This is a genomic window from Singulisphaera acidiphila DSM 18658, assembly GCF_000242455.2.
Taxonomy (GTDB): Bacteria; Planctomycetota; Planctomycetia; order Isosphaerales; family Isosphaeraceae; genus Singulisphaera; species Singulisphaera acidiphila.
The window spans coordinates 5392246-5417686 of record NC_019892.1 but is presented as its reverse complement, the minus strand read 5'-3'; the positions used below and the strand labels follow the sequence as shown (position 1 = coordinate 5417686).

The 25441-nt window shown below is 62.2% G+C and carries 23 protein-coding genes; 13 read left to right on the top strand and 10 right to left on the bottom strand.

Annotated features, from left to right (window positions below):
• Positions 1 to 61: 61 nt before the first annotated feature.
• Positions 62 to 1162 carry a Fic family protein gene (locus SINAC_RS21410; protein WP_015247689.1) on the bottom strand — a complete coding sequence of 367 codons (1101 nt, stop codon included), beginning with the start codon at positions 1160 to 1162 and terminating at the stop codon, positions 62 to 64.
• A 36-nt stretch (positions 1163 to 1198) separates the two neighbouring features.
• Complete coding sequence (locus SINAC_RS21405; protein WP_015247688.1) at positions 1199 to 1687, bottom strand: hypothetical protein; 489 nt, start codon at positions 1685 to 1687, stop codon at positions 1199 to 1201.
• Between the two features lie 116 nt (positions 1688 to 1803).
• Here SINAC_RS21405 and SINAC_RS21400 point away from each other — a divergent pair, with 116 nt between their 5' ends.
• Positions 1804 to 2481: a hypothetical protein gene (locus tag SINAC_RS21400; protein ID WP_015247687.1), complete on the top strand. Its 678-nt coding sequence runs from the start codon at positions 1804 to 1806 to the stop codon at positions 2479 to 2481.
• A gap of 266 nt (positions 2482 to 2747) precedes the next feature.
• Here SINAC_RS21400 and SINAC_RS40090 read toward each other — a convergent pair whose 3' ends face one another.
• Positions 2748 to 2897: a hypothetical protein gene (locus SINAC_RS40090; protein ID WP_154673581.1), complete on the bottom strand. Its 150-nt coding sequence runs from the start codon at positions 2895 to 2897 to the stop codon at positions 2748 to 2750.
• A gap of 183 nt (positions 2898 to 3080) precedes the next feature.
• Here SINAC_RS40090 and SINAC_RS21390 point away from each other — a divergent pair, with 183 nt between their 5' ends.
• Positions 3081 to 4028, top strand: a complete 948-nt coding sequence (locus tag SINAC_RS21390; protein WP_015247685.1) for a DUF1559 domain-containing protein — start codon at positions 3081 to 3083, stop codon at positions 4026 to 4028.
• Positions 4029 to 4085: 57 nt separating this feature from the next.
• Here SINAC_RS21390 and SINAC_RS21385 read toward each other — a convergent pair whose 3' ends face one another.
• Positions 4086 to 4841, bottom strand: coding sequence for a sulfite exporter TauE/SafE family protein (locus tag SINAC_RS21385; protein ID WP_015247684.1), 756 nt, complete (start codon positions 4839 to 4841; stop codon positions 4086 to 4088).
• Between the two features lie 300 nt (positions 4842 to 5141).
• Here SINAC_RS21385 and SINAC_RS21380 point away from each other — a divergent pair, with 300 nt between their 5' ends.
• The 4 genes from SINAC_RS21380 to SINAC_RS41570 all read left to right on the top strand — a co-directional run bounded on the left by SINAC_RS21380 (position 5142) and on the right by SINAC_RS41570 (position 8343).
• Positions 5142 to 5861: an ArsR/SmtB family transcription factor gene (locus SINAC_RS21380; RefSeq protein WP_015247682.1), complete on the top strand. Its 720-nt coding sequence runs from the start codon at positions 5142 to 5144 to the stop codon at positions 5859 to 5861.
• Entirely contained in the window at positions 5858 to 6973 is a 1116-nt protein-coding gene (gene arsB, locus SINAC_RS21375) for an ACR3 family arsenite efflux transporter (RefSeq protein ID WP_015247681.1), read from the top strand. The genes SINAC_RS21380 and arsB overlap by 4 nt, the downstream gene beginning before the upstream one ends.
• A gap of 13 nt (positions 6974 to 6986) precedes the next feature.
• Positions 6987 to 7997, top strand: a complete 1011-nt coding sequence (locus SINAC_RS21370) for a low molecular weight phosphatase family protein (protein ID WP_015247680.1) — start codon at positions 6987 to 6989, stop codon at positions 7995 to 7997.
• A 220-nt stretch (positions 7998 to 8217) separates the two neighbouring features.
• The gene (locus SINAC_RS41570) at positions 8218 to 8343 is read left to right on the top strand and encodes a hypothetical protein (RefSeq protein ID WP_015247679.1); all 126 of its coding nucleotides are present in this window, start codon (positions 8218 to 8220) and stop codon (positions 8341 to 8343) included.
• A gap of 852 nt (positions 8344 to 9195) precedes the next feature.
• On the opposite strand, the gene SINAC_RS21355 is transcribed toward SINAC_RS41570, so the two are convergent.
• Both SINAC_RS21355 and SINAC_RS21350 read right to left on the bottom strand, forming a co-directional pair.
• Complete coding sequence (locus SINAC_RS21355) at positions 9196 to 10005, bottom strand: HEAT repeat domain-containing protein (protein WP_015247678.1); 810 nt, start codon at positions 10003 to 10005, stop codon at positions 9196 to 9198.
• Positions 10006 to 10289: 284 nt separating this feature from the next.
• Positions 10290 to 11126 carry an ATP-grasp domain-containing protein gene (locus SINAC_RS21350; RefSeq protein WP_020465449.1) on the bottom strand — a complete coding sequence of 279 codons (837 nt, stop codon included), beginning with the start codon at positions 11124 to 11126 and terminating at the stop codon, positions 10290 to 10292.
• Between the two features lie 345 nt (positions 11127 to 11471).
• On the opposite strand from SINAC_RS21350, the gene SINAC_RS21345 reads away from it, so the two are divergent.
• Together SINAC_RS21345 and SINAC_RS40085 are read left to right on the top strand one after the other, a co-directional pair.
• Positions 11472 to 11987: a hypothetical protein gene (locus SINAC_RS21345; protein WP_015247676.1), complete on the top strand. Its 516-nt coding sequence runs from the start codon at positions 11472 to 11474 to the stop codon at positions 11985 to 11987.
• A 585-nt stretch (positions 11988 to 12572) separates the two neighbouring features.
• Positions 12573 to 12797, top strand: coding sequence for a hypothetical protein (locus SINAC_RS40085; protein ID WP_154673582.1), 225 nt, complete (start codon positions 12573 to 12575; stop codon positions 12795 to 12797).
• On the opposite strand, the gene SINAC_RS21335 is transcribed toward SINAC_RS40085, so the two are convergent.
• From SINAC_RS21335 to SINAC_RS21325, 3 genes are all read right to left on the bottom strand, one after another.
• Positions 12785 to 13633, bottom strand: a complete 849-nt coding sequence (locus SINAC_RS21335; protein WP_015247675.1) for a hypothetical protein — start codon at positions 13631 to 13633, stop codon at positions 12785 to 12787. The genes SINAC_RS40085 and SINAC_RS21335 overlap by 13 nt on opposite strands.
• Positions 13634 to 14266: 633 nt before the next feature.
• Entirely contained in the window at positions 14267 to 14455 is a 189-nt protein-coding gene (locus SINAC_RS21330; protein WP_015247674.1) for a hypothetical protein, read from the bottom strand.
• Positions 14456 to 14736: 281 nt separating this feature from the next.
• Positions 14737 to 15546 carry a hypothetical protein gene (locus SINAC_RS21325; protein ID WP_015247673.1) on the bottom strand — a complete coding sequence of 270 codons (810 nt, stop codon included), beginning with the start codon at positions 15544 to 15546 and terminating at the stop codon, positions 14737 to 14739.
• A gap of 268 nt (positions 15547 to 15814) precedes the next feature.
• Here SINAC_RS21325 and SINAC_RS21320 point away from each other — a divergent pair, with 268 nt between their 5' ends.
• From SINAC_RS21320 to SINAC_RS21310, 3 genes are all read left to right on the top strand, one after another.
• Positions 15815 to 16213: a BlaI/MecI/CopY family transcriptional regulator gene (locus SINAC_RS21320; RefSeq protein WP_015247672.1), complete on the top strand. Its 399-nt coding sequence runs from the start codon at positions 15815 to 15817 to the stop codon at positions 16211 to 16213.
• 5 nt (positions 16214 to 16218) lie between these two features.
• On the top strand, positions 16219 to 18291 hold the full coding sequence (locus tag SINAC_RS21315; RefSeq protein ID WP_015247671.1) for a M56 family metallopeptidase: 2073 nt from the start codon (positions 16219 to 16221) through the stop codon (positions 18289 to 18291).
• Between the two features lie 511 nt (positions 18292 to 18802).
• Positions 18803 to 20386 carry a serine hydrolase domain-containing protein gene (locus SINAC_RS21310; RefSeq protein ID WP_015247670.1) on the top strand — a complete coding sequence of 528 codons (1584 nt, stop codon included), beginning with the start codon at positions 18803 to 18805 and terminating at the stop codon, positions 20384 to 20386.
• 143 nt (positions 20387 to 20529) lie between these two features.
• Here SINAC_RS21310 and SINAC_RS21305 read toward each other — a convergent pair whose 3' ends face one another.
• Complete coding sequence (locus SINAC_RS21305) at positions 20530 to 20709, bottom strand: hypothetical protein (protein ID WP_020467757.1); 180 nt, start codon at positions 20707 to 20709, stop codon at positions 20530 to 20532.
• 342 nt (positions 20710 to 21051) lie between these two features.
• Between SINAC_RS21305 and SINAC_RS38125 the strand changes: the two genes are divergently transcribed.
• Together SINAC_RS38125 and SINAC_RS21295 are read left to right on the top strand one after the other, a co-directional pair.
• On the top strand, positions 21052 to 24066 hold the full coding sequence (locus SINAC_RS38125) for a sigma-70 family RNA polymerase sigma factor (RefSeq protein WP_015247668.1): 3015 nt from the start codon (positions 21052 to 21054) through the stop codon (positions 24064 to 24066).
• A gap of 38 nt (positions 24067 to 24104) precedes the next feature.
• Positions 24105 to 25436 carry a DUF1800 domain-containing protein gene (locus SINAC_RS21295; RefSeq protein WP_015247667.1) on the top strand — a complete coding sequence of 444 codons (1332 nt, stop codon included), beginning with the start codon at positions 24105 to 24107 and terminating at the stop codon, positions 25434 to 25436.
• Positions 25437 to 25441: the final 5 nt, after the last annotated feature.

The window sequence follows — 25441 nt, the reverse complement described above, 5'->3', positions numbered from 1 at the left end:
AAATTCTCCATCCACGAAAATTGACAACACATCAATAAAATCAGCACAATCCCATGTCTCCTCAACCTTCGGCTAGCGAATAGCTGGTGCTTCGGCCGCCTGCCGCATCCTTCGCGAGCACACCGCGTTTGACCAGGTCGTTGATGTCGCGGCTGGCTGTATCCTGTGAGCACTTGGTAATCTTCGCCCACTTCGACGACGTAAGTTTTCCCTCGAACCCGTCCAGCAGGCGGTTGACGATTTTTTGTTGCCTGTCGTTGAACGACTCTCCGGAGTGAGATTCCCAGAACCGGGCTTTTCGGAACACTCCTGAGAGGGTGGCTTCCGCTCCATCGAAGGCGCGGTCGAGACAGCCGAGGAACCATTGCATCCATGCGGTAACATCCAGCGTCCCCTTCTGGGCCTGTTCCAGAATCTGGTAATAGTCGCTGCGTTCCAGACGAATCTGGGCGGACATGCTGTAGAAACGTTTCGGGCTTTGCTCGGAACGTGCCAACGCAAGATCGGCAATTGCACGGGCGATGCGACCGTTACCATCGTCGAAGGGATGGATGGTCACGAACCAGAGATGTGCCTGGGCGGCCTTCAGCACCGGATCGAGCGAGGCGGGGGCGTTGAACCAGCTCAGGAACTGCGACATTTCGGCCGGTAGCTGCCCGGCCGCTGGTGCCTGATAGTGGACCTGTTCCTTGCCAATCGGGCCTGAGACGACCTGCATGGGGCCTGAGCCATCGTCCCGCCAGTCACCGACTCGGATTTTCTGCATGAAGCTGCGCCCGGTTGGGAACAAGGCGGCGTGCCAGCCGAACAGGCGTTCCTCGGTGAGCGGGTCCTGATATTTCTGGGTGGCGTCTAGCATCATCTCGACAACGCCGTCCACATTCCGGTCGGCGGGCGTCAATGCCCCGATATCGAGTCCAAGTCGGCGGGCGAGGGAGGAACGTACCTGATCAATTTCGAGGATTTCGCCTTCGATTTCACTCGATTTGAGCACGTCCTGGGTCAGGGTACTGAGGACGGCTGCCTCGCGAAGCTGGAAGCCGAGCCCATCCATCCGGCCAATAAGCCGCCCCTGCCGGTAACGCACCGCCGCAAGCGGGTTTGCCAGCCCATTTTGGTCCCAGTGGAACCTCGGCCAATCGTCTCGTTCGTGGATGCACACCGCTATTCTCCGCAAGTTCTGCGGACATAATAGCGGCTATTCTCCGCACAGACAAGTTCTTTCTCCGCAAAAGAAGCGGAGAAAAATTACCCCAATCTCCGCACACCGCGTGTTCGATCTCAACGCGAAGTCGCGCCCCAGCAACCGGCCACCACTCAGCTTCAACAGCCACGACGCTCCATCGCTCCCCAGCCGAGCGAAAACCCCGGCAAGATCGCACGAGATCGACCCCTTGCCTTCCCGGAACAGACGGCCCGTGAAGTCGACCTGTAACAAAGAGTTACCCTGCGTGAAGCCCTCGACCATCCCCTCACGCGTCGAGTCCAATGCAGCGATCCGCTCGCCGGAGACTCCACGAAGTCGCTGGCAGGTGTCGGACAGGGAACTGATCCGTGCGGCGGCGGCGAGGAGGATGGTCTCGGCGAGGCCCCCCTTGGCATTGAAAAGCTTCAGGTAGGGCTGGAAGGTCTGGACAGCGTAGCGATAGACTTGGGCGGCTGTCAGGGTGCTGTTGGGCTTGCGCATCGTACCCTCCGTGAGTGACGGGGTTTGCACAAGTCATTTTCATGGAGGAGCTTGAGTCTGTCACGCCCTGACACTCCTTCGACTCCCAACGACCCAACTACGGAATGTGCGCGCTGATGTCGGTCCTCATCGTCGATCGTGGAGAGGGCACCCCGAGTGGCGAGACCGCCGCCCTCGATAAAGTTCTCGTACCCGTCATGAAGGTCGCCACCGAAAAATTGCCGGGCGTGAAGTTCGAGCAGGCGTTGTGGTCAAGGTCGATTATTACGAAGGGTGGCTCGGGGCATTCCGTACATATGAGTATTCTGCGACGACTTCTCTTGATCTGGACGTTGATCTTCTGGCAGGGCGGATTCATGTTCTACGGGGGCGTCGTCGTCCCGGTCGGGAGCCGGATACTCGGCTCCGACCAAGAGCAGGGCTGGATCACTCAATCGGTCACGAATTACCTCAACGTGGCCGGTGCGGTCTGCCTGATTGCCTGGGGCTGGGATGTCTTTGCAGAGCGTGTGGCCTCCCCTGGAGGGCGACGACTCCGCTGGCTTTCGTGGTGGTTCCTCGTGCTAGCCCTCGGCGTGTTGGCGTGGCTGCACCTCCGTATGGATGACCTGCTCGACCTTGACGGGTTCCTCATCCTCGATCGCCGCCGTTTCCGCTCATTCCACCAGTGGTATCTCTCCGTCAGCACGGCCCAGTGGGTCGTGAGCATCATGCTCTCGTCGTTGACGATCCGATCCTGGAGTGAGGGGGATGCTGCTCAGAGCGGTGGGGCCACGGCCCCGCCGCCATCATAAACTGGGGAGCGGGAGGCCATCACCCACTGCGCTCTCTCCGAATGGCCAGACCTGTTGAGCACGGCACACTCTCGACCCCTGTGCTGCTGTAAGAATATAAGATGGTGGCGGGACTTGACCCATTTCACCATCCCCTTTAGAACGGGATGCTGGAGGTGGAAGCCTTGCGTTGTTGGATGTCCCTACTCTGCCTGGTCCTCGCTACGTCCGATCCCCTGCTACGGCACTGGGAGGCGGCGACGGACCTCGCGCTTTCCTTCGCCGAGCTAAGGCAGGGGGATGATCTCAACAACATTGAGCCGGTCGATGACGGAGTTGCGGACGACCCAGGTTCGGCGATTCTGAAAGCGGGCAGCGTCTTCTCCGTGGCCGATTCCTGGGGCCTCTTGGCGGTAGCCGACAGTCTTACGACGCACTTCGTCCTCACCTCCATGCCTCCGGGGCTTAGCCTCCGATTTCGAGTAGATCGACGATCTCGGTCCCCCGCAGGCACATCCCGACGGCACGCCTGGTTACAGCGATACCTGATTTGAGTTTGGGTTTGCGGATCGAACTTCGTTCTCCGTTCCTAACCCGATACTCAGACCAGGAGCTTTTCCATGCGCAGCGTTTCCATGCCCCGTTCCGCCCGTGGCTTCACTTTGATCGAGTTGCTGGTGGTCATCTCGATCATCGGCGTGCTTATCGCCCTGCTCCTTCCCGCCGTCCAGGCGGCGAGGGAGGCGGCTCGGCGGGCGCAGTGCTCGAATAACCTCAAGCAGATGGGGTTGGCTTTCCACAACTACCACAGCACACATGACACCTTCCCGCCCGGCTACATCACGAAAACCGAGACCAACCAGACCAACAGCCCAGAGACGGGGCCGGGCTGGGGCTGGGGGGCAATGATCCTCAACGACCTGGAGCAGAAGTCACTCTACAACGCCGTGAATTTCAGCCTCCAGATCACCGACCCCGGATCGAAAACCAGTCGCACAGCAATCCTCTCGGTCTTCCTCTGCCCCAGCAGCACGGGCGGAAACGGTACGTTGACACTCAACAACGCCTCAGGCACCCCCCTGACGACCGACCTCTCACCGGGTCAATATGTCGCCTCTGCCGGCCAGTGGGAGGTCGAGGAGTTCCCGGCGCAGAACAACGGCATTTTCTACCGCAACAGTCGGGTCGGCCTCCGGGACATCACCGACGGGTCGAGTTCAACGATGATGGCCGGCGAGCGGTCCCGAAATGTTGCCGATGCCACCTGGGTCGGTGTGATCCCCTCGGCTCGGGTCTGCACGAACCCAAAGTGGTCCATCCAAAAATGCGAGACGGCGAACGTGATGGTCTTGGGACATACAGGACCGTCGCCCGATCAGCGATGGGTGGACGTGCCCAACTACAAGGGTGCCGGCCCTGACGATTTCTGGAGCCTCCACCCCGGCGGTTGTAACTTCCTCTTCTCCGATGGCTCGGTCCGGTTCATCAAGGAGTCGGTCAATCCTCGGATATTCAGCTTCCTCTCGACCCGTGCCGGGGGTGAAGTCGTCAGTGCCGACCAGTTCTGATCCACGATCATGGGGCTGCCGGGACGACAGGGGGTGTCCCGGCAGCAACTTTCGATATCAGCCGACGGCCAGGGATAGGGCAGCGACGATCAACAGCACTTCGACCAGGAGGCTGAACCGCTTTTCCGTCAGCCTCTCGATGAGCTTCCTCCCCGTCCACGAGCCGAACATCATTGCCCCGCCCAAAGCTAACCCACCGCCGAGTTGAATTGGAGCCATCGCCGCATACCGCCTATAGACGATGCTCTTCGTCAGGTGCATCAGGACGGCGGTTATGGCTTCGGTGGCGACGTAGACTTGGGCGGGCAGTTGGAGGTTCAGGAACACGACCGCCCCCAGGGGACCAGCACTCCCGGCGATCGCCGAAAGGAAGCCCACGACGATGCCCGCCGGGGCAAGCATCGCCTCCGGCATTCGACGCCTGCCCAGCGGCGTGTGACGAAGGGCAACGATCCCTAGCAGGAACACGCCAATTAGCCGTTGAACCATCCCCGGCGGTAGGGCGACGAAGAGGCGGGAGCCGACGACGCTGGCGGGCACGGCACCCAGGCTGAAGACCAAAGCCGATCGCCAACGGATCTCCTTCCAACCGAACCCCGCCCTGGACAGGTTGCCCAGGAGTTGTGCCAGGGTCAGGACGGGGACCGCCGCCTTCGCCCCAACGACATAGACGAGCACGGGCAACAACAGTAGAGCCCCACCGAACCCCGCCGCCCCGGAGACGGTCGCTGCCAACCAGCCCGCCGTGAGAAGAAGAACCCACCCGATAGCTATCGCCCTCGGTGACTCCGATAGCAAGGCGAGCAATAACACGGCTTCTAGACCACCAGCATCAGCTTCACTTCGGCGACGACCTAGACCCCCGCCAGCCGCCGCAGGGTGATGTTTCCGAGATGCCGATTCCCGAGCCCAGAGCCGACGACACCGATGACGATTGCCATCGCCGCCAGTTAATCTGATGCCCCGGCGTGTCCCAAGGACGAGTGGGGCATCGCCACCACTAGGATCTGGAGGGGCAGCAGGAGCAGAGTCATCTCGCCCATGCAGGGTTTCCTACATCACGACTGAGGTGAGTTGACTTGGCGCCGAAGACGACTATATTTGCTTAGGCGGATGAATTCTAGCCCGACGGGGGTCAACACGGGCATTATGAAAGAGACCACGACCGACGCCTTGGATGCCTCGCCCCGCTTGCTGAAGCCGTTTGCCGACCCGATACGCCTGAACCTGCTGAGCGGCGACCGTGAGGTTTGCGTCTGTCATCTCCCTGAGGCATTGGGGCTTCTTCTGCCGACCGTCTCCCGTCATCTGACGTACATGCGCAAGCACGGGTTGGTGGTTGGCCGAAAGGAAGGGCTCTGGGGCTATTGCCGTCTCGCCAGGCCCAAATCTGATCGGCACCGAGCTTTGATTGGCTGCGTCGGCAACTGCATGGGCGAAACCGAGGGCTTCCTCCAGGACGGCCAGCGGCTCGCCCGCATTGTGCCGTGCTACCGTGCTCGTGAGTTTTTTTCGGCAACTATATTCGCGTCGCCCCATATTTTGGGCCGAAGGAGAGGGAAGACTTCATGGACATTGGCGACGTGGAGGAGGTCAAGTTGCGGTATGCCGAGGTCCGCCAGAACATCGAGGCAATCGTGGGTGGCATCAGCGGGGGCTTTGGTCCTCGACAAATACGTCACCCGGCTCACATGGGCAGGTTTCCGGGCGGATCGGCACACTGATGCCGTCCGCAAGATGATCGAGGTTTCGGGAATCGCCCCGCCACTCGGTGCCGAGAAGCTTATGAGCGTAAACATCACGGCGACCAAACAAGAAAGAATCCTCACATGAAAGCGCCTGAAATCATTTACCATTCTCAACCTGTGGGTCGTCTCTCGTTTCTCGACAGGTATCTGACACTCTGGATTATCCTCGCCATGCTCTTGGGCGTCGGGCTGGGCAACTTCGCTCCCTCGGCGGTGCGGAGCATCACGAACCTGTCGGTCGGCACGACATCCATCCCGATCGCCTTAGGGCTGATCCTGATGATGTACCCGCCGCTGGCGAAGGTGAGGTACGAGGAGTTGGGGCGGGTCTTTCGCAACGTCCGCATCCTGGGGCTGTCGCTCGTCCAGAACTGGGTCATTGGCCCCGCCCTGATGTTCGCCCTGGCATTGCTGCTGCTACCGGACAAGCCCGAGTACGCCATCGGACTCATCATGATCGGACTGGCCCGCTGCATCGCAATGGTGATCGTCTGGAACGACCTGGCGAGGGGGGACGCCGAGTATGCGGCGGGGCTGGTCGCCTTCAACTCGATGTTCCAAGTGCTGTTCTACTCGGTGTACGCCTACGTTTTCGTGAAGGTCTTGCCCCTGCTGCTGGGTTACTCGTTCGGCGACGTGGACCTTTCCAAGATCACGATGGGGTCGATCGCCGCCAGCGTTTTCATCTACCTCGGCATCCCCTTCCTCGCCGGGATGCTGACCCGCCTGATCCTGGTCAGAGCCAGGGGGCGGGAGTGGTACGAACGTCGGTTCATCCCAGCGATCAGCCCGCTAACCCTGATCGCCCTGCTATTCACGATCGCCGTGATGTTCTCACTCCAGGGTCAGAACATCGTCCGCATCCCCTTCGACGTGATCCGCATCGCCATCCCGCTGCTGATCTACTTCATCGTGATGTTCCTAGTGTCGTTCTGGATGGGACGGAAGCTAGGGGCCGACTACTCGAAGACAACCACGCTGGCGTTCACGGCGGCGAGCAACAACTTCGAGTTGGCGATCGCCGTGGCGGTGGCCGTCTTCGGCATCGACTCCGGGGCGGCCTTTGCGGCGGTCATCGGACCCCTGGTCGAAGTACCCGTGCTGATCGGGCTGGTGAACGTCGCCCTCTCCTTCCAGCGGCGGTATTTCGAGCCCACCATGTCGGTGGCTGTCCCCGAACCGGCGGTATCCAAGTAAGGACTCTGGCACGATGAAGCTCCCCCAACTTGCGGCGTGCGCCGCCCTGATCTTGGCGTCGCCCGGTGCCTCTCCCCCGGCCAATGACGACGTGGGACCGCTGGTGCAAACCCTGTGGCTTGTTCAGCGGCATGGGACCGCCGCCGCCGCCGATCCCAGCAACGACCTGCGGACGAAGGGTTCCTTGTACAAGGCGTTAGGTAAGAACGGTATCTTGTCACCAGCAGGAGTCAAAGGTCTGATGGACCCCTCGACGTTCTCGAAACTCGCCGGACCCGATGAACGCCTCGATCTGTCCGAGATCCGTCAGGCGTTAGAAGCCGACATCCCCGACTCACGGCGGCGGCTCATTCCGAGCGTGACGGCTCATGCCGCCTTGCTGACCACCTCGTTCGACAGGATCGACGAACCCCACCGTGCGGCGGGCGGAAGATTGGCGGAATGGATTGTCAAGAACTACAAGCCGGGTAAGCCGCTCCACGTCACCGTCATCTGCACCGGGAACTCTCGTCGCAGCATTCTGGGAGCGACGATGGGGAACATCGCCGCCGCCTACTATGGGTTCCCCGAGGTCAGGTTCCACAGTGGCGGGACCGCTCCCACGGCGTTCAACACCCGCACCGTGGCCTCCCTGCGGGATCTTGGCATCGAGGTCGAACCGACCGGCGACGACGCCCCGAGAGGGGAACCGGCGACCGCCAACCCGGTGTACCGGGTCCGCTGGGGTCAGGCAGGCTCGACCGATCTAGAGACGATAGAGTTCTCGAAGATGTACCAGGACAAGTGCAACCCCCAGGAAGGTTTTGCCGCTCTCATGGTCTGCGGCGAGGCGGATGCGGGTTGCCCGTTCGTCAAGGGGGCGTCTCTCCGTGTTTCGATGCCTTATCTTGATCCGAAGATTTACGACGACGGCTCCTACGAAACGCTGAAGTACGCCGAGCGACGGGACGACCTCGGTCGCCTAATGCTTAGTGTCATGATGAACGTGAGGAACCGCCTGGGGCAGCCGAATCCAACGCACTGAGGAGCGATCCCACCTTCGAGACGATCACCGAGGCCGTGAGGTCGAAGTACGGCTCTGTCGCCGATAGCGTCCTTTCGTCAGGCCACGAGGGCTCGAAGGTGGTTATCGAGGTAACGACTCCCGCCCTCGGCTCCAAGCAGGCCGTTATCATGCCTTTTGTCATCAGCCACAGTAAAATGGCACGCCCTGATCGCCCCGACTCCATCACGAGGCTGATGACATGAGCGATGCCGAAGTCACCACAACCCATCTCCCATTGCTCACGACAGCCCAAATCGGGTTTGTGTTTCTCCAGGTGAGGCAGGATCTCTCGCCAGAGCAGATCATCCCGCAGGACGATGCGTGAGGGGCGGTGGGCCGTCTCGATCAGGGGACGACGCATGCCGTCGGCCAAGAGCCCGGCGAGGTCATTGACGGACGGCGGCGTGTTCAGAATCCGGTCGGCGAGGATGAAGTCGTCGGTCTGGCTCAGGGCGACGCCCAGCCAACAGGGACGCTGACGTTTTCGCCCCTCGCCTGCTTCGGGGAATCTTGGAGGTCCACCTGCCAGACATCCTCAGCCTGCCGCAACCGTTTCAGGTGCGTCCTGACAAAGTACACTCCTTTGCCAAGTCTGTAGCCGTTCACAGGGTGGGAAAGCTGAAAACAAGCGATTTCCAGGCGTTGAGAGGGCAAAACCAACGATTCAATCGTCCTTGGACCTTTCAAACTCCTTGTTTTTGAGGGTCTCCAGGGTGTGAACGGTTACTTACTTGAGTTACCGAAAAAGAATTCGGCTCTCCCTTCGTCCGCAGGCGTCCATTCCAGCTTATCGGCTTCTTGATCGTCTTCAACAAAAGCTTCGAGACATATACAACAATTGCAGCACCATCCATACCAAACGCCGCATGACCAGTTCGGCGTCGTAACACCTATGAAATACGATGAGCCTTCGAGGACAACGCTGATCCGGGATGGGCCGCAATTCGGACAGACACCTTTGATCATCCTCTGCGGTTTTTGATGAGACATGCTCAACAATTCCCCCGTCAACCCGGCTAGTCTCCATCTTCAGGACTCATTCTCCTCGAATTCCCGGCGACCTGGAACAGCCAATCAGACGGGAAAGATTCTAGAGGCATTTCATGTCGCCTCCCCATCGTTCCTTTCCCTCGACGGGACGTGAAAACCGATGCGAGACATGTTCTCCCATCACCGATCAAGAGAGAGGCTCAGGGCGGGGTGAGCAGGCCAGGATTGCTTCCTCCAGTAGCTCTTCATCAACGTCCCACCAACCCCGGAGAGCGATCAGTTCCGGGTAGAGCCGAGGGTCGGCGATCAGTGAGGCTGCCTCAACCTCCAAGCTCCAGACCAATTTCGATGACAGGGCTCCGAGGAGTGGTGGGATCACCCGCAGATCCTTCCGGCGGGCCAGGCCGACGATCGCCTCGCAGCGAGCATCGTCATCCTCGTCGGTGAGCCGTTCGGCGAGGGCGCCTCGCACATCCGGCGTGTCCACCTCAACCTGCGTCCCCAACGCAAAGCAGGCCCAGTCCCGGATGTAGGTTTCCTGGTCCCTGGTGAGTCCGATCAGGACCTCGATGGCGACAGGGTCCTCATGCCCCATCATGGCCTGGACGACGCCTTCTCGCACGCCAGGATCGGCATCGTCTCGGAATCTCGCCGCAGGCCCGATGACCTCGGGCATTCTGAGGCCCGCCAGCGCAAAAAGGATCGAACGGATGACGCCGTCGTCCTGCTCGTCCTCCAGCATGCTCAGGAGGATTCCCAAACAGGACTTCGGGAACGAACGGTCGGGAATCCCGAGTTGCCCGAGGATGGCCACCCCCAGTTTCCGTTCGACGGGGCAGAAACTCCTGCACAGCCCCGAAGCCCGCTCGAAGACCTCCCGAGAGCCACGCCATCTCAGGGTCCACATGGAGTTCCGGCCACAATCCTCATCGGGTTCGCTCAGGGCCGCCGAGATCAACTCGTCCACGGATCGGGGATCATGGTCAGGCGACTTCATTGAATCACTCCGTCAGTAGGCTCGGAAAATTCAGACGCTCCAGCCGCCTGTTCCTGTGCGCTTGGCAAGGAGGATCGGGAGTTCCGCTACCCGAAGCGACACGAGTTCCCGCCTCACGGGAAGGTCGTGCTCTAACCGCCTCGCCTGCTCCCACTCGGGCTCGCCCTCCAGACGGGCAACGCATGAGCGATGCGTGCCAATGCATCAGGCAGACCGGGAAGAGGTAGTCGAAAAGATCTTGCTGAAGTTCGACGTGGGCGAGGTCATGGTGATAATACCACAAGTCACCGAAGCCGATTTGATCGTAGCGAGTCCTCGGATGCCCACTCAACGACCAAATCCAGGTAAGCCCCCCGGACCTCGGGGAAGACAGTGACGTTCGGAACGTGATTGACCTCCAGCAGGTGCCGGGAGCCGTCGGGGGCGAGGATATAGTCAACGCTGACGACCTCCAGGCCGAAATGGGTGGCGAGGCGACGGCTATCGTCGAGCAACTCGGGATCGATCGGCATGAAAGCGGTGTTCTGATGATGGATCGACTTCAGCCAGCCGTCGCCCGCCATACGGACTTGCCAGGCACGCTCGCCCACCAGGACGATGCGGACGGCTTCCCCCTCGACGTATTCCTCGAACAGAGTGGGCTGAGTGGCGTTCCAGGAACCGGAGAAGCGGCTTTTATCCTCGCCACAGTGCCAGTTGCCCCACTTGGCGACTCGCTCGGAATCGGTGACGACGATCGTGCCCCGGTCGGCATAGCCACGGGGGACCTGGCCGAAGCGGGTGACGGCCATCGCCCGCACCAGCCCCGGCAGCCGGTGTCTCAGGTCCATCATGCCTCGGGCACCCGGCAGGCACGGCCCTCCCCACAAGGCCAACGCCGTGATGAAATCGAAATCATCCTCGAAGATGGCGTGGAAGACGGCTCGCCCGATTGGGACGAACTGGTTCATCCGATGGGGATGCTCGACCATGAGCCGTCCACGGTCCACTTGGATACGAGGCAGGGTCTCGAAGGCGAGGACCGGCTGGGCGAAGCAACCTCGGAGTTCGCTGGTCTCGGGTTCGTCCAGCCCGACGTGGAGGATCGATTCCACGGCCAGCACCTCAGTCCAGTCTGACATCGGTCGAGTCGAATGCTACCCTATCCAGGGTAACGGTCGGTATAACTTGGATGCACTCGTGAGCCCCGAGGTTCGCAGAGGCTACAATCGAAGGGGACGGTCAAAGACACGGCGTCACCTATTCAGCAGGTGACGGGCCGTTGCTCATCGCCGCCCGCTTACGTCACTGGATCGCCGCCGCAAGGGTCCGTTGATGATCGCTGCGACGGGAGAGTTTAAACCTGACAATAACGGCGATGCAGAATAGACATGCTGGGACCGCCAGGCCATTGGTCGGGATTGTCCGCAGGAAATCGGTGACATCGGCTAACATCTTAGGCCGTCAATTCGGGAGCCAAGTCCACCATGAGGGAGAAACTTCGCAGGTGGAGTAAGCGGTCCCTCTGGATCTTACCGATCGTCCTTGCCCTCTACTTGACCGTGATGGGCGTCGATTTCGCCTGGTATCGGAGTCATGTCCCCGTCCGATTCCGAGACTCTAACTGGAAGGGCCACTGGCAAACGCATCGCTTCTTGGGACTCAGAGGCAGGCTGCTCGCTCTCCTGCCCGACCCGCTCCCCGAGGGCGTCGATTTCAAGGCCGAGGCCCTGGTCTATTACCCAGTGTACAGCGTTTGGCGAACCGGTCAGTTCGTGAGGATGGACTTCACGGGCCATTTCAGGCCCGAAACGCCCTCTTCGGGCGGTCAGACGACCAATGCCATTCCTTCGGGGAGTGGGATGATGAAGTTCAAGGCCATTGTGGGCAATCAAGTCGTCGAATACGCCGCTCTCCTTGACGACAGCCGGACGAGCGTTGTGGGCGGCTATCTGTCACGGGCCCCGGACGACTTCGGTCACTTCACGCTCACACGCCACTGATCAAGGTCTCAGCGTAAGCGCTCGGAATAACCGTTCTTGTGCTGCCTGATCGCCTGGAAGACGGACCATCCTTGTTCGTCCTCTGGAGTCAGACGATGCCACGGCCCGCCAATCCTGCCTTCCAAGACCTCTGGCGTCGGCGACGGCTGCAATCCGATAGCGACCTCACCGATCGCCCGAGATCGACCCCTTGCCTTCACGGAACAGCCGGCCCGTGAAGTCGACCTGTAACAGAGAGTTCCCCTGCGTGAAGCCCTCGACCATCCCCTCACACGTCGAGTCCAAACCGCAGCGATCCGCGAGCGGACAGAGCCAGAGCGACTCCTCCCGACCGGAGGATACGGCCTGCGCGGCCGCGCGCCCCGATTCGGCGGCCTTGAGCGTCTCGACACGCCTCTGTTCCTCAACCTGATCGACCCACTGCTTGATCGAGGTCCTCCGGCGCCGCCACGATGCCCGCTGCGACCGGGTTCAGGTCGATGGACGCGCAAGGCTCCAGCAATGCCTCTTCATCGAGAATCGCCACGCTCTTGGACCGGCCCTCGAAGAACGCCCCGAGCGCCCCTTCCTCGCGATTGACCAGGCGTGCCAGCGGTTCCTTGCAAACCGCCCAAGGACAAACTCGGCCGCCGCGCGATGGCCATAGTACTCGGCATTGCCGGGCTCGGCCTCGACGGCCTGAGCGAAGGAGCCGGCAGCCAGGTCGCTCCGCCCTTCGCCCCGCGCCGCGAGGCCGAGCGAGAACAGATTCTCAGAAGACGGATCGCCGCGCACCGTTTCCGTGACCTCTTCGGGTTTCAGACACGCTGATCACACAAGTAAATATTGCTTTTTCCATCCGTGTCGTTACCAAAGAAATAGACCTGATTACCCAGGCAGAGTAGGTATTCCCGGGTATCTTGGAATTCGGGCAACTCGCCATATGGCGGAGGCGCGTCTGCCGTGAGCTTGAACTGGAATTCCCCTCGCCATTGCATCAGGAAAATCAGCGGTTGCCCCATATACTTTCCCGGAAATTCGTCGTCTCCCCCGATCCAACCGGGCTGACCGCCGATTTTCGACTTGGTCGTGGATTCCCTGGCGAATGCCAGCTCGAAGGAGATCGGACGGTATCGGACACGCTCCGGGTAATCACCACGCACAACGCCTTCAGCCGTCGGGAAGACGAGGAAACGGTGCCTGATCTGGACAAGGTCAAGCAGATCGTCCGGGATATCGTCTCCAGGCAGGAGAGAATTCGTAGTCATCGTTGGAAAGATTTCTCGGCAAATCAGAGGGACATGATAGCTGTTCTTCCAACAGGAAGTACATTGGAAGACAGCCAACGTACGACCTGCCCACGGATGAATCTCGGGAAAGGCCACCTGAAAGAAGAAGGATTGAATCTCACCGCAGAGCTTGCAAGTCGGCAGCGGGCACGAGGGCGGGAGCTTCGGCCGACCGCCGACGAAGCTGGTCTGATCAGCGGTTTGGGCACTCCCCGACTTGGTGACCTTGATGAGGGTCAATAGCCAATCTTTATCCATGAGCCAGCTTGCGAATCCAATCACCTCACCATACAACAATACATTCGGGTTTAACGTTGCTTGATGGGGAAGTAAACTCGCGTCCTTTCCGTAAAAGGAAACTTTCGCAAAGAACGTCATCGTGAAAAACCGAACGCATCACCGACGATCGGCTGCCAAAAAACGGCGAGGAGAGCCATCATGGCAAACACGATCTGAAGGATCAAGTCGGTCCACAGATCACGGCATGCACGATCGCGGAATCAATGTCTACCTCGTCAGTCCTTCGACCGCTTATCTGCCCTAAGTGCTTCCCTGACAAGGACTAAATCCGGACGCAACTCGCGTAACATCCCCAGCCGTTCGCGCCCTTCGTCTCCAGGCGATTGGAACCGCGCCGGTCCTCGACGTACCGGAGACGAGTTGTGGGTGAAGAGGTAGTGTCGCAGGGACTCCCTCCGAAGCTTAAGTCTCAGCCGGGAGAGCCTCAAGGCCGCTGACGCGGGCTCACGCCAGCCACTTCTACGACCGCTACCCCAAAGGAGCCAAAGGCGGCGGTGCATCCACTCGCCTCACGACCCGAGAGATCCTGACAGCCCATCGAACTATTCCGCTATCACTTTATTTAAGCATGATCAATTTCCACAAAACATCCGATCGATCCAACCACCAATTTCATTATTTCATAATCATTTAATATTATAAATCCTCAATCTGTCGGGCGTTGCATGCAGCAGTTCGACTTTGATCTGGACGATCTCCTTCTTCGCCATGTTACTTGAGGCATTGTTCAAGGCCTTGCATCTTGTCGTTGGCCAACCGGGAAATGGGGAAGAGGAACGATTGCCCACCAGGCCCCCCAAGCGACTCGGCAATCACATGGCCAGACTCATCCTTCGACGCATACTTGAGACAGTCGATCCCCTTCTCCTTCAAAGGTGGGCCGATATCAAGGGGAATCATGGGCCCCCTGCCCTCCAAAAGAATGGACCTTTAAGCAGGATCAGTGCTCCGATTGCCATGCCGGTTTGATGGGGTTTGCAACGATCAGGCAATTCGCATAAAACCTTGCTGACGCCAAGGTTTCAAAAAAAACGGGCGGGATCCTTGAGCCCCCTCATACGGTGAAAATCGCTGGTTCGAATCCGGCGCCGCCCAATACCAAAAGACTGGTAACGACGACCAGAACAGACCGAAGCAGCGATAAGCCGCCTCGGCCTGTTCTTTAACACACAATTACACCCTCAATCGAGGAAGGCCACGTTCCGCATGGCACTGGACTGGCCTTCCGTGTTCATCAACACCCGATGCCAACCGTGCAGGACAATCGTCTTGTGGTCGGCGTGCCGGACACTGCCCCTGACGTACACGCCCGGATTCCGCCGCATGGTCTGCCAGTTCCACCCCTTCGCCTTCGGGTTGTTGGCCAGGATCTTCTCGTGCTGGGATGGAGTGACCCCGTTCGGGTGGCGGGAGCAGACGTGGACCGTCTCCCCTCCTGTCCGGTAGCAGGACTCGACCCAGTGCGGCTTACCGCCATTACCCCGCCGGAGCGGCTCGTTGTGGAGCACCAGTGCCTCGTCCACGGTGAAGCCGGGCACGGGCAGGAAAAACCACTCGCCCTGACGGCGGTAGGCGGCGTTCTTGCGACGGTTACGGGCCTCGGCCCGGAGCCCCTGGCGACCCTGGGCAACCTGGACCTCAGGGGGCTTGAGCGCCTCCTTCGCCTGGCGAACCGTGCCCACCGGGGCATTCTCGGGCACGGCGGCGACGAACCAGTGCCGCTCGTCGTGGCCGCAGAGGAACTTGTGCTTCTCGCCTCCCTCCCGGACCAGTAAAAGCAGGTGCCGGTCGGCGGGCTGAACGTCGATGACGGCGACCTCGGAAGAAGTGCCGCCGGGCGAGACGACCTCGAAGAACTCGCCGTCGCGATCGGCCTGCACGTCCAATGAGAGGACGCGCGCCGGGGGCCGGAACCGTCGGGTGGACCGGTCGGCGACCTTGACCCTGACCCCGATCCGGGCAAACTTCGTGAGCAGATCCATGGTATCCATTGTCTTGTCTCCTTTGAGACGAGAGACACAGGACGGCCAAGGCCGGTTCACAGGGATATGTCGATTTCGTTGCGGTTCCTTTTGGAGCGACTTCAACGACCTCTCTGGGGTTCGAGGGGAACCACGGTGGTGATTGAAATCAGCCTCAGCCCTTTAGACTTCCTCAAGAATCGGAAGTGCGCCCCTGGAATTGGACCCGCTTTGGGGATTGACTTGGTTGCATTGCGTAGCCATGATGGCGACATCCTGTAGCCATTGGAGCGTTACCGTGAATCTGCCCGAGGAGGCCTTGTCGCCCTCCCAGCTCGAGATCATGGAGATCATCTGGGACAAGGGCGAGGTTGCCGCCGTCGAGGTCCGGGAGCTCCTGGCCAGCGGACGTGAGCTGGCGCGGGAGACTGTCCGCACCATGCTCGAAAGGATGGAGGCCAAGGGGTGGCTCAAGCACCGCGTGGTGGGGCGGACGTTCTTCTATTCGGCGGCCGTCCCGCGCGGGGCCACGGCGGGCCAGAAGGTGATCGAGCTGATCGATACCGTCTGCGGCGGGTCGCCGGAACGGCTCATGACGGCCTTGCTGGATTATCGGGGACTGACCGCCGAGGAGGCGGTCCGCATTGAGACACTGATTAAGCAAGCAAGAGATCGGAAGCCAGGCCAGAGGAGCTAGGCGCCATGCCGATGTTGACTGGAATGGGTCTCGCGATCACGATCGACGTCCTGATCCGGGTCAGCTTCGTCCTGGCGGTCAGCCTCATGCTGGCCTACACGACGCGGTGGAACGCGGCGTTACGGCACGCGATCCTGGTTGCTGGGCTCGCCGCCGTATTCATCGTACCAGGGGCAACACTGGCCATGCGGGGCCTGCCCGTGCCCCGCTGGCAGTTGGGTTGGCTCAGCCGGGCCGGGATCGACGGCCCTGCCGAAATCGCCCTGGTCAGTCCGCAACCGCCGAACGAACCGCAATACCGACCGGCGAGACGGAACCAGCCGGCCCCCGCGATCGTTCGCACGAGAAGAGACGAGGCTCGGCTGGATCCTGGGCACGGTGCGTCCGCGCAATCGGACAAGCCGTCCCTCGGGCCTCGCGCATGGAGTCGGTGGAATGCCCTCTATGGACGATTGATGGCCAGCTGCCTTCTCTGGACGTTGCTCTCCGGGGCGATCGTCAAGGTGATCGGGCTCGGGCTCTCGTTGGTCCGCCTGCGCCGGATCGTGGCGCGGGCGCATCCCGTCACCGGCGATCACATCCTGTCCGTACTCGAGCTGATCCAAGGTCGAATTCCGATGCGGCAACCGCCGCGATTGTTGGAGAGCGCGGAAGTCTCCTCCCCCGTCGCAGCGGGTATCATTGGTAACTATGTACTCCTGCCGACGGGATGGGCCGGGAATCTGCTCCTCGGAGAAACGTTGGCGGTTCTCGGCCACGAGTCCGCGCACCTCGCGCGACGCGACCATCACGTGGTGATCTTCCAGGAGCTTCTCGCAAGCCTCCTCTGGTTCCACCCGCTCGTGCATCGTTTGAACCGCATGCTGAATCGTGTCCGGGAAGAGCTCTGTGACAACTACGCAATCTCCCTCGTCGACCGCGCTTCCTACTGCGAGGCCTTGCTACACCTTGCCGTCGGCCGGCCCGGTGCGTCTCTACGCGGCGCCACTTCGATGTGGCCAGGTCGCTGGTCGCTCGAAGATCGAGTCCGAGGGATCCTCGACGAGCGACGCCCGACTGACACCAGGATTTCGAACGTCGCGCGTTCGGCGACTGCGATCTGCTCGCTGGCGATGTGCGGCTTCATTGCCCTGCCGCAATTGACCGCGTCACCGCCCAACGATCGATTCGTGACGGTGGCCGATGGCGACTCACCGCCACGCGCGAAAGCCAGCCTCGTCGCACACGAAATGACAAGAAGCATCACCCGGGCCTTCCCGGTGACTGGGGAGAAGATGCTCCGCTTTGAGAACCTCGCCGGACGTGTTGAGCTCGTGCCTGGCAAGAGGCCGACGGTCGAGGTCGAGGCAACCGTGCGAGTCGGTGGGCTGGCGGAGGGAGACGTAAGACGCCTGATTGACGAAATCGGCTGGGTCGAGGTGCCGGCCAAGGACGGAGGGTCGCAATGGGGTCTGTCCTTTCCGGCGGAGGACTACCCGACGATCTGGTATCCCGTCTCGGGGGAAGCGAAGGCCGACTCCGACACGGTGCATTACCTCGGCCACGAGGTTCGGATCGCGAACCGCAGAGGCGATTCAACGCCGTCCGTGGAGTTCGACCTCCGCATCTCACTGCCGCCCGGGGTGCATGTCGCGGTTGACAACGCGGTGGGGCCGATCGGCGGCAAGTCGGTCGATTCCCCGCTCAAGCTATCGACGCGGCACGGAGCCATCAAGCTCGGCGACGTACGGGCCCCGATCGACGCCGCAACGAAATTCGGCGACGTCCTCATCTCGAGACTGGACGCCGACGCGGTCGTACAGACGGGCAGCGGCGGCATCGAACTCTCGCGGGTCACCCAAGGCCACGTGGCCCTCTCCACAGGCTCCGGCCACTGCCGGGTCGTTCTGCCGCCCGAGTCCGGCTTCAGGCTGCACTATTCCGGAACCCGGCCGCTCGAACTGGTCGGCGGCGGCGCATCGCGTTTGTCGGCCCTGAGCGGCGACCGAAGGTCCGAAATGCTCTCTCGCGGGACGGGAGGGCCGTCGATCACCGTCACCTCGGACACCGGAGACACCGTCATCGAAGCCGGCCCGTAGGCCGACTCCCGAGCGACCTCAAGACCCAAGACGGTAAAGTGTCTGTCTCGGAAGGTCAGGCTTCACCGGAAAAGGAAGGACGCTGGGGTGCCACGGGTTCCGTACTCGGACCCCGTGCGCCCCGGCCAAGGAATTCCCGCACGGGGTCCGAGTACGGAACCCGTGGCACCCGAAAGATTATCGAAAAACACCGATAGGATTTGCCTTCTGGGACAGACTTTAAGTCCCCAAAGGTGGGGGACGCGCTCTCCGTGCGCCTCCCTTTCCGAAAGGATGAGAAGAAAATGTCGATGCGGCCACTGCGTTGTGGTGACCCACCTCATCCCCGCGACACGCGTGGTGCTCGTTCCGGCTGATGGCGCCGTTGCCGATGACCAAAGGACGAGGCCGAGCGTCCGATCGGCAACCTCCGTTGGGTCGAATCGCCGGACGAGCGAGGCTCGTTCCCGATGTGACTCACGTCTTGGATCCATTCGAGCAGTCATGACAAGATCTTCGAGGAGAAACTCCCATGCCTATGGCCCGCCGTCGCTTCGTCCAAATCGCCGCAACTGCTCCCCTTTTCGCAAGCCGGCCCGTGCTCGGCGCCGAACCATCGGCCGATGATTCGCTGCGATCGAACATTCGGCTAAACGCCGGCCTGCTTGGCCTTCCAGGTTTTGTGGCGGGTGTCGTCCGAGAGGGGAAACTGTCCCTCGTCCAGGCCGACGGCTTCGCCGACCTGGAGAGCCGGACGCCCATGCGACAGGACCACATCTTCTATGTTGCGTCCCTTACGAAGACGTTCACTGCGGTGATGATGATGCAGTACGTCCAGGAGAAGAAGATCTCGCTGGATGACTATCTGCTGGATTATCCCTTCCTGTCCGTGGGGTTTACCGCGGATCGACTGTTCGATCCCAACGTGACGCTCAAGCACGTTCTCAGCCACACCTCCGAGGGCAAGCCCGGCGATAACTTCGTGTACAACGGAGGCCGCTACAACTTCGTGTACGGTGTCTTTGAGAAAATCAGCGGGAACACCAACAACTACAAATCGCATGTGAATGAGTTCAATAAACGCATCAAAGAACCGCTCGGCTTGACGTCGACTTTGCCCGGACATCCTCCTGACGCGAAGGATCTGCGCATTCCGAGAATTGTGACCTCCTACGCCCTGGATGGGGGGCGTAAGACTCTGAAAAAGGATGCCGGAGTGTCCGGCGCGACGAACTTATATCCTGGTACGGGACTGCTCAGCACGGTTGACGACCTTGCGAAGTACATGATCGCACTGGATGAGAATCGTCTGATTACTTCCGAAAGCTACGCGCATATCACCACGCCCTATATCCTGAACGACGGGCGTCTCAGCCAGTACGGCCTGGGATGGAGCACGCAGAAGGTGGGCGGACATGCGGTGCATTGGCATTACGGCTTTGACGATCCCTATTCGGCTCTGCTCGTCCGACTGCCTGAGAAAAAGACGTCCTTCATTTTTCTCTCGAATACGGGAGCGGCTTGTGCGCCCTTTCTACTCGGTTGGGGGGCCAATGTGCTGACGTCGTCATTCGCCGTGGCATTTCTCGACAGCGAGTTGCCGGGAGTGCTTTCTGACGCGGACAGGGACTATTCACGAATGTTCCTGACTCACTACACGGAAGGTGCATTGGGGCGCAATCCGGGCGAGGCGAAACGCCTTCTTGGAAAGCTGCGTTCGACGGAACCGGCCCGATTCCGTAAGAACGATCGGGTGATGATCTCTATTCTTTCTGACCTATCCAATCCTGCGTTCTCGGAGGAGATGGACAGCCTGGTCGCAGCCTATCGTGGGTCCGGGGATTTCCATCCGGATATCAGTCTGGCGATTGCGAATTACTACGGAAAGACCGGTAAACCGGCGAAGCGCGACGTATTTCTTCGCCAGATCGCCGATCACATGGGCTACGAAGGAGGGGCTACGCGTGATGCGTGCGTCAAACTCGGTGCCGAACTCCTTCGAAGCGGGAAGACGGAAGAAGGTCGGAAGTATTTGTGGAGGGTCGTACGAGATGCGCAGACAAAGGGCGAAAAGGTCGAATCTCAGGAACGGCTTGTGCAGGCACTCAAACCCTAACCTTTCCGGCTGCGAGGAGTGAACCACCTCCAGCGCGGTCGAATCTCCGCACGAAAGCGAGCGAGCACATTCGACCTGCGGGAGGACCCGTCTTAAAATCCAGGGCTCGACACGAGAGCCGTCGTTGCTTTCCACAAGCTCAATCAGCCGTCAAGGCGTGACAGAAGGACGCGGTATCTCCCGGCTACGTCGCCGTAGGCATCCCCATAGACCTCGCCGCCGAAACCGTAGCGCTCGAAGTTTTCGAGCATCTTGAGAATGCCCTCGCGGAGGATCGGGTCGAAGACATTGATCTCGTCCGAGGTTGGCAGGCGGGTAGCCATCCCCCGAAATCGGTCTGGGCGGCCTCCGGACCTTAAAGTCTGTCCCAGAAGGCGAATCCTATCGGTGTTTTTCGATAACCTTTCGGGTGCCACGGGTTCCGTACTCGGACCCCGTGCGGGAATTCCTTGGCCGGGGCGCACGGGGTCCGAGTACGGAACCCGTGGCACCCCAGCGTCCTTCCTTTTCCCGGTGAAGCCTGACCTGCCGAGACAGACACTTACTCGTCAGTGGTCCAATCTCTCTCACGACGCGAAGAAAATTGGCCTGTCGGTCCCCCCGCCGGTCTTTAATAAGAGGATTGAGGGGTGACATCGGGCCATAGACACGAGATCGCCATCGTAATGCCAAGCGTACCGCAACAGATAGACCGACTCTTCGCGGAGGGGACCCTCACGGGGCTCTCCGACGCGGAGTTGCTCGGCCGCTTCGCCTCCGGCCGTGACGCCATGGCATTCGACGCGTTGGTGGCCCGCCACGGGCCGATGGTCCTGGGCGTCTGCCGCGGCCTCCTGAACGACCCGAACGACGCGGAGGACGCGTTTCAGGCCACCTTCCTCATCCTGGTCAGGAAAGCCGGGACATTCCGTGGCCCCGTCGCCCTGGGGGGTTGGCTCTATCTCACGGCCCGCCGCGTGGCGATCCGGGCGAATGTCGCCGCCGCCCGGCGACGGGCTTACGAAAGGCGGGCCGCACAGATGGCGCAGATGACCTCGGAACCAGGGGGGTCGACCCGGGACGAGCTCCTGAGCATCCTCCACGAAGAGATCGCCCGACTGCCCAAGAAATCCCGCCTCGCGGTGGTCCTCTGCGACCTCCAGGGCACACCGCAGGACCAGGCCTCCGCGGAATTACGCCTGAGCGAGCGTACCCTCCGGCGCCGGCTGAGCGAAGGGCGCGAGCGGCTGAGGGCGCGATTGGCCGGTCGCGGCCTGGGACAGGACCAGGCGATGCTCGCAGCGCTCTGCCTCCGCGAGGCCCGGATAACCGTGCCCACCGCCTGGAGGAGTGCGACCGTGCGGGCAGCGCTGGCCGCCTTCGAACCCGCCGCGGCGGCCGGGACCGTCTCGGCAGCCGCCATGGCACTGACCCGAGAGGTATCACGGACCATGCTGCTCCAGAAATTGACCCTGGCCTCGGCCGTCCTCGCCACCTCCTGCCTCCTGGCCTGGGGAGCCTCGGCCGCGTTGCTCCCGCCCGAGCCGGAGGTCACGAACCAAGGGGCAGCCAAGGCCCCTGCCCCTGCCCCCGCCGCGCCAAAGGCGGCCGAGAGCGCCGTACCGCCCCCCGGATCGGACCTCGCCGCCTCGGCCGGTATGCACCCCGTCCGGGGTCAAGTCCTCGACCCCGACGGCAAGCCGGTCCCCGACGCCAAGGTCTACGTGCGCCACTATGCCGAAATCCGCTGGAACGAGATCGACCCGATGGCCGCGCGGCAGAAGGGGCGTGTGGCGGCGACGGACGCAGAAGGCCGGTTCCATTTCGAGTTGGACAAGGGGGCGAGCGATGGCTCGTACAACAGCGGCGAGATCGGCTGGCACAAGGCCCAGATCGCGGTCACCGCGCCTGGATTCGCGCCGGCCTGGATCGAGGCCGGAGACACGGCCAAGCAGGGCGAGATGGCACTCCGGCTGGTCCGGGACGACGTGCCCGTCCTCGGTCGCGTCCTGGATTCGCAAGGCCGGCCCGTTGCCGGGGTGGTCGTGCGGATCCGAGCAATCTGTGAGGTCCAGGAGGGGGTCGACCTCGATGCCATGCTGGCCTCGGGCGCAATGGACGAAAACATAGACAATCGATCGCGTTACTACGGAAATCCGCTCGGAGCGACGACCCCGGCCTGGCAAGCGGATCCCTCGCCACTTTGGCCGGGGGACCGGAACACCTGGACCACCGACGGCGACGGTCGGTTCGAGGTCCGGGGGGTCGGGCGCGACCGCATCGCCCGGCTGGAGTTCCACGGCGGCGGCGTGGCGGACGGCACACTCGACGTGATCGCCCGCCCTGCGAAGGCATCACCCAAGGCCCGGCCACGGCCCAACCTGCGCAAGGAGGTGGGGCTGGAGGGCCGCGATGCCACGTTCCTTGGCTACTACCCGCAGGGGACGCAGCTCGTCGGCGCGACCTTCGACTACATCGCCGGCCCGACCAAGCCAATCGTAGGCGTCGTCCGCCTGAAGGGGTCCGGCAAGCCGGTCGAAGGGGCCATCGTCCGAGGCGCCGACCCGGGGACGCATACCGCAGTCACCGCCCGGACCGACGCCGAGGGCCGATTCCGCCTCGACGGAGTACCGAAGGGGGATTACTACCAAATCAAACTCGACCCGAGACCGGGAATCGACCCGTTCTTTCGCCACGCGGAGATTATCGATGACACCGAGGGGCTCAAGCCGATCGAGGCGTCCGTGGAGGTATCTCCGGGAGTGATCGTGACCGGGCGGCTGGTCGACAAGGCGACGGGCCGGGTGATCCCGCCTGCGGACGTCGAGTACAACAAGGCGCCGGACAACCTCGCCACCGGATCCGCGCTGGCGTTCTCTCGGCTGGCCGACGGGGCGTTCGGGCTCACCGTCCCGCCTGGCCGAGGGATGATCGCAGGGGCCGCTGCCGCCGAGGGGAAGGATGACCCCTACGTCGGCGCCAGCCTGAAGGCGGCGGATCGAAAGCAGGAAAGCGACGAGAAATTCTATAAATTCAAGACTGTTGGATACCACACTTATCGATTCATCGACATCCCGGCCGACTCGGGACCGGTCGCCGTGGACCTCGAACTGACCCGTGGCCTGAGCCGCGCGGGCCGGCTCACCGACCCGGACGGGCGGCCCGTCGTCGGCGCCCGGGCTTACGGCCTCAGCGCCCGCGACTGGTCGGGGACGGGGCGTTCCCAGCCGCTTGACGCCGAGACCTTCGAGGTCGGGGGCCTGGAGTCTGGCCATCCTCGGCTCTTGGTCTTCACGCATGGGGCCCGCAGGCTCGTCGGTGCGGCCGTGCTCGAGGAGGAAGACCTGAAATCCAACACGCCGCTGGAGGTCAAGCTCGTCCCCTCGGGCGCGATCAAAGGGCGGCTCCTCGACGACGACGGCCTTCCGTGGGCGGGGGCCAGGCTCGATGTCACGATGTTCGACCCGGACCGCCCCCCGGGCTTCGCATGTTCCTTCGGTGAGCCGGTCACCGTCGACGCCCAGGGTCACTTCCTGGTCGACGCGTTCGTGCCGGGCGTTGAGACCGAGGTGATGATCATTGCCCCGAAGGGTGCGAGGGGCCTGCTCGATGGCGGCAATGCCCTCCGGAAGCCCGCCCTCAAACCGGGCGAGGTCCGTGACCTGGGCGACGTGAAGGCCAAGAAAATCCCTCAACAATGACCGCTCGAGAGCGAGCAGGCCAGGTGCGAGCCCATACCATGCGACTGAGATCGGGCGACCCTTGGGCGTCCTATGTCCCCGACGAAGCCACGCCCTGGAATCTGCGGCGGGTGGTCCACCTCCACCGCCGCGCCGGCTTCGCCGCCACCTGGGACGAGATTCAACGCGACCTGGGCGACGGCCCCGAAGCGTCGATCGACCGACTGCTGGAGGGCAAGTCCCGCTCCTACGGCGTCCCCGAGAACTTCGCCGCGTTCGCCGACCGCCTGGCCGAACGGGCCATGGCCGCCCCCGAGCCGAATCGGCTCAAGGGCTGGTGGGTCTACCGCATGCTCTTCGGTCCGGACCCGCTGACCGAGCGTCTGACGCTGATGTGGCACAACCACTTCGCCACGAGCAACCTCAAGGTCGACGACCTGGCCCTGATGTGGCGGCAGAACGAGACCCTGCGCTCGCTCGGCCGCGCCCCGTTCGGCCGGCTCCTGCACGCGATGCTCCGCGACCCGGCGCTGCTCGTCTGGCTCGACGCCCCGGAGAATACCCAGGGGCACCCCAACGAAAACCTGGCCCGCGAGTTGCTCGAGCTGTTCACCCTCGGCATCGGCCCTTATACCGAGGACGACGTCAAGCAGGCCGCCCGCGCCCTGACCGGCTGGCGGATCGTGGAGGACGAGGCGCGGTTGATTCCAGGGCGGTACGACCCGGGGGCCAAGACGATCCTCGGCCGCACCGGCACGCTGGACGCCGACGGCCTGGCCGCGTTGCTCCTCGACCATCCCGCCACGTCCCGCCGCCTGGCCTGGCGGCTCGGCCACGAGTTCTTCGGCGAAGGCGCGGTCGACGGGCCAGCGCTCGAAGCGCTGGGCGAGGGACTGAGGGCGCATGACCTGGACATCGGCTGGGGCGTCGCGACGGTGCTCCGGTCGCGTCTCTTCTTCGACGCCCCCAACCTGGGCCGGCGGATCGCCAGCCCGATCGATTGCCTCCTGGGCGCGGTGCGTGCCCTCGAAATGCTCGACCCGGCGCCAAGTCCGCCGATGCTGGCCGACTGGTGCGGCCGGCTGGGCCAGTCCTTGTTCTATCCGCCCAATGTCGGCGGGTGGCCCGGCGGGCGGAGCTGGATCACGACCCGATCGGCCCTCGGGCGGGCGAACTTCGCTGCGGCCTTGATCGGCATTGATCCGGTCGGCCTCGGCACCTCGTTCGACCCGATCGCGCTGGCCGCCCGCCATGGCCAGGGGCGAAACCCGTCGTTCTTCTCGCGACTCCTGCTCGGCGCCGAGGGTCCCGAAGTGCCACTCGATGCGTTGGGCCCCGCCCGGCAGGCCCTCGTCCGACTACTGGCTTCACCCGAGGCGCAGAGGATTTGACCTGT

Coding starts and splice junctions, on each gene's coding strand:
- SINAC_RS41570 (WP_015247679.1), top strand. CDS start 8,218: ATGAGCGATGCCGAAGTCACCACAACCCATCTCCCATTGCTCACGACA.
- SINAC_RS21305 (WP_020467757.1), bottom strand. CDS start 20,709: ATGGCTACCCGCCTGCCAACCTCGGACGAGATCAATGTCTTCGACCCG.
- SINAC_RS21335 (WP_015247675.1), bottom strand. CDS start 13,633: ATGACGTTCTTTGCGAAAGTTTCCTTTTACGGAAAGGACGCGAGTTTA.
- SINAC_RS21310 (WP_015247670.1), top strand. CDS start 18,803: ATGCCTATGGCCCGCCGTCGCTTCGTCCAAATCGCCGCAACTGCTCCC.
- SINAC_RS21405 (WP_015247688.1), bottom strand. CDS start 1,687: ATGCGCAAGCCCAACAGCACCCTGACAGCCGCCCAAGTCTATCGCTAC.
- SINAC_RS38125 (WP_015247668.1), top strand. CDS start 21,052: ATGCCAAGCGTACCGCAACAGATAGACCGACTCTTCGCGGAGGGGACC.
- SINAC_RS21330 (WP_015247674.1), bottom strand. CDS start 14,455: ATGATTCCCCTTGATATCGGCCCACCTTTGAAGGAGAAGGGGATCGAC.
- SINAC_RS21345 (WP_015247676.1), top strand. CDS start 11,472: ATGAGGGAGAAACTTCGCAGGTGGAGTAAGCGGTCCCTCTGGATCTTA.
- SINAC_RS21350 (WP_020465449.1), bottom strand. CDS start 11,126: ATGTCAGACTGGACTGAGGTGCTGGCCGTGGAATCGATCCTCCACGTC.
- SINAC_RS21315 (WP_015247671.1), top strand. CDS start 16,219: ATGCCGATGTTGACTGGAATGGGTCTCGCGATCACGATCGACGTCCTG.
- arsB (WP_015247681.1), top strand. CDS start 5,858: ATGAAAGCGCCTGAAATCATTTACCATTCTCAACCTGTGGGTCGTCTC.
- SINAC_RS21325 (WP_015247673.1), bottom strand. CDS start 15,546: ATGGATACCATGGATCTGCTCACGAAGTTTGCCCGGATCGGGGTCAGG.
- SINAC_RS21370 (WP_015247680.1), top strand. CDS start 6,987: ATGAAGCTCCCCCAACTTGCGGCGTGCGCCGCCCTGATCTTGGCGTCG.
- SINAC_RS21390 (WP_015247685.1), top strand. CDS start 3,081: ATGCGCAGCGTTTCCATGCCCCGTTCCGCCCGTGGCTTCACTTTGATC.
- SINAC_RS21380 (WP_015247682.1), top strand. CDS start 5,142: ATGAATTCTAGCCCGACGGGGGTCAACACGGGCATTATGAAAGAGACC.
- SINAC_RS21355 (WP_015247678.1), bottom strand. CDS start 10,005: ATGAAGTCGCCTGACCATGATCCCCGATCCGTGGACGAGTTGATCTCG.
- SINAC_RS21400 (WP_015247687.1), top strand. CDS start 1,804: ATGTCGGTCCTCATCGTCGATCGTGGAGAGGGCACCCCGAGTGGCGAG.
- SINAC_RS21295 (WP_015247667.1), top strand. CDS start 24,105: ATGCGACTGAGATCGGGCGACCCTTGGGCGTCCTATGTCCCCGACGAA.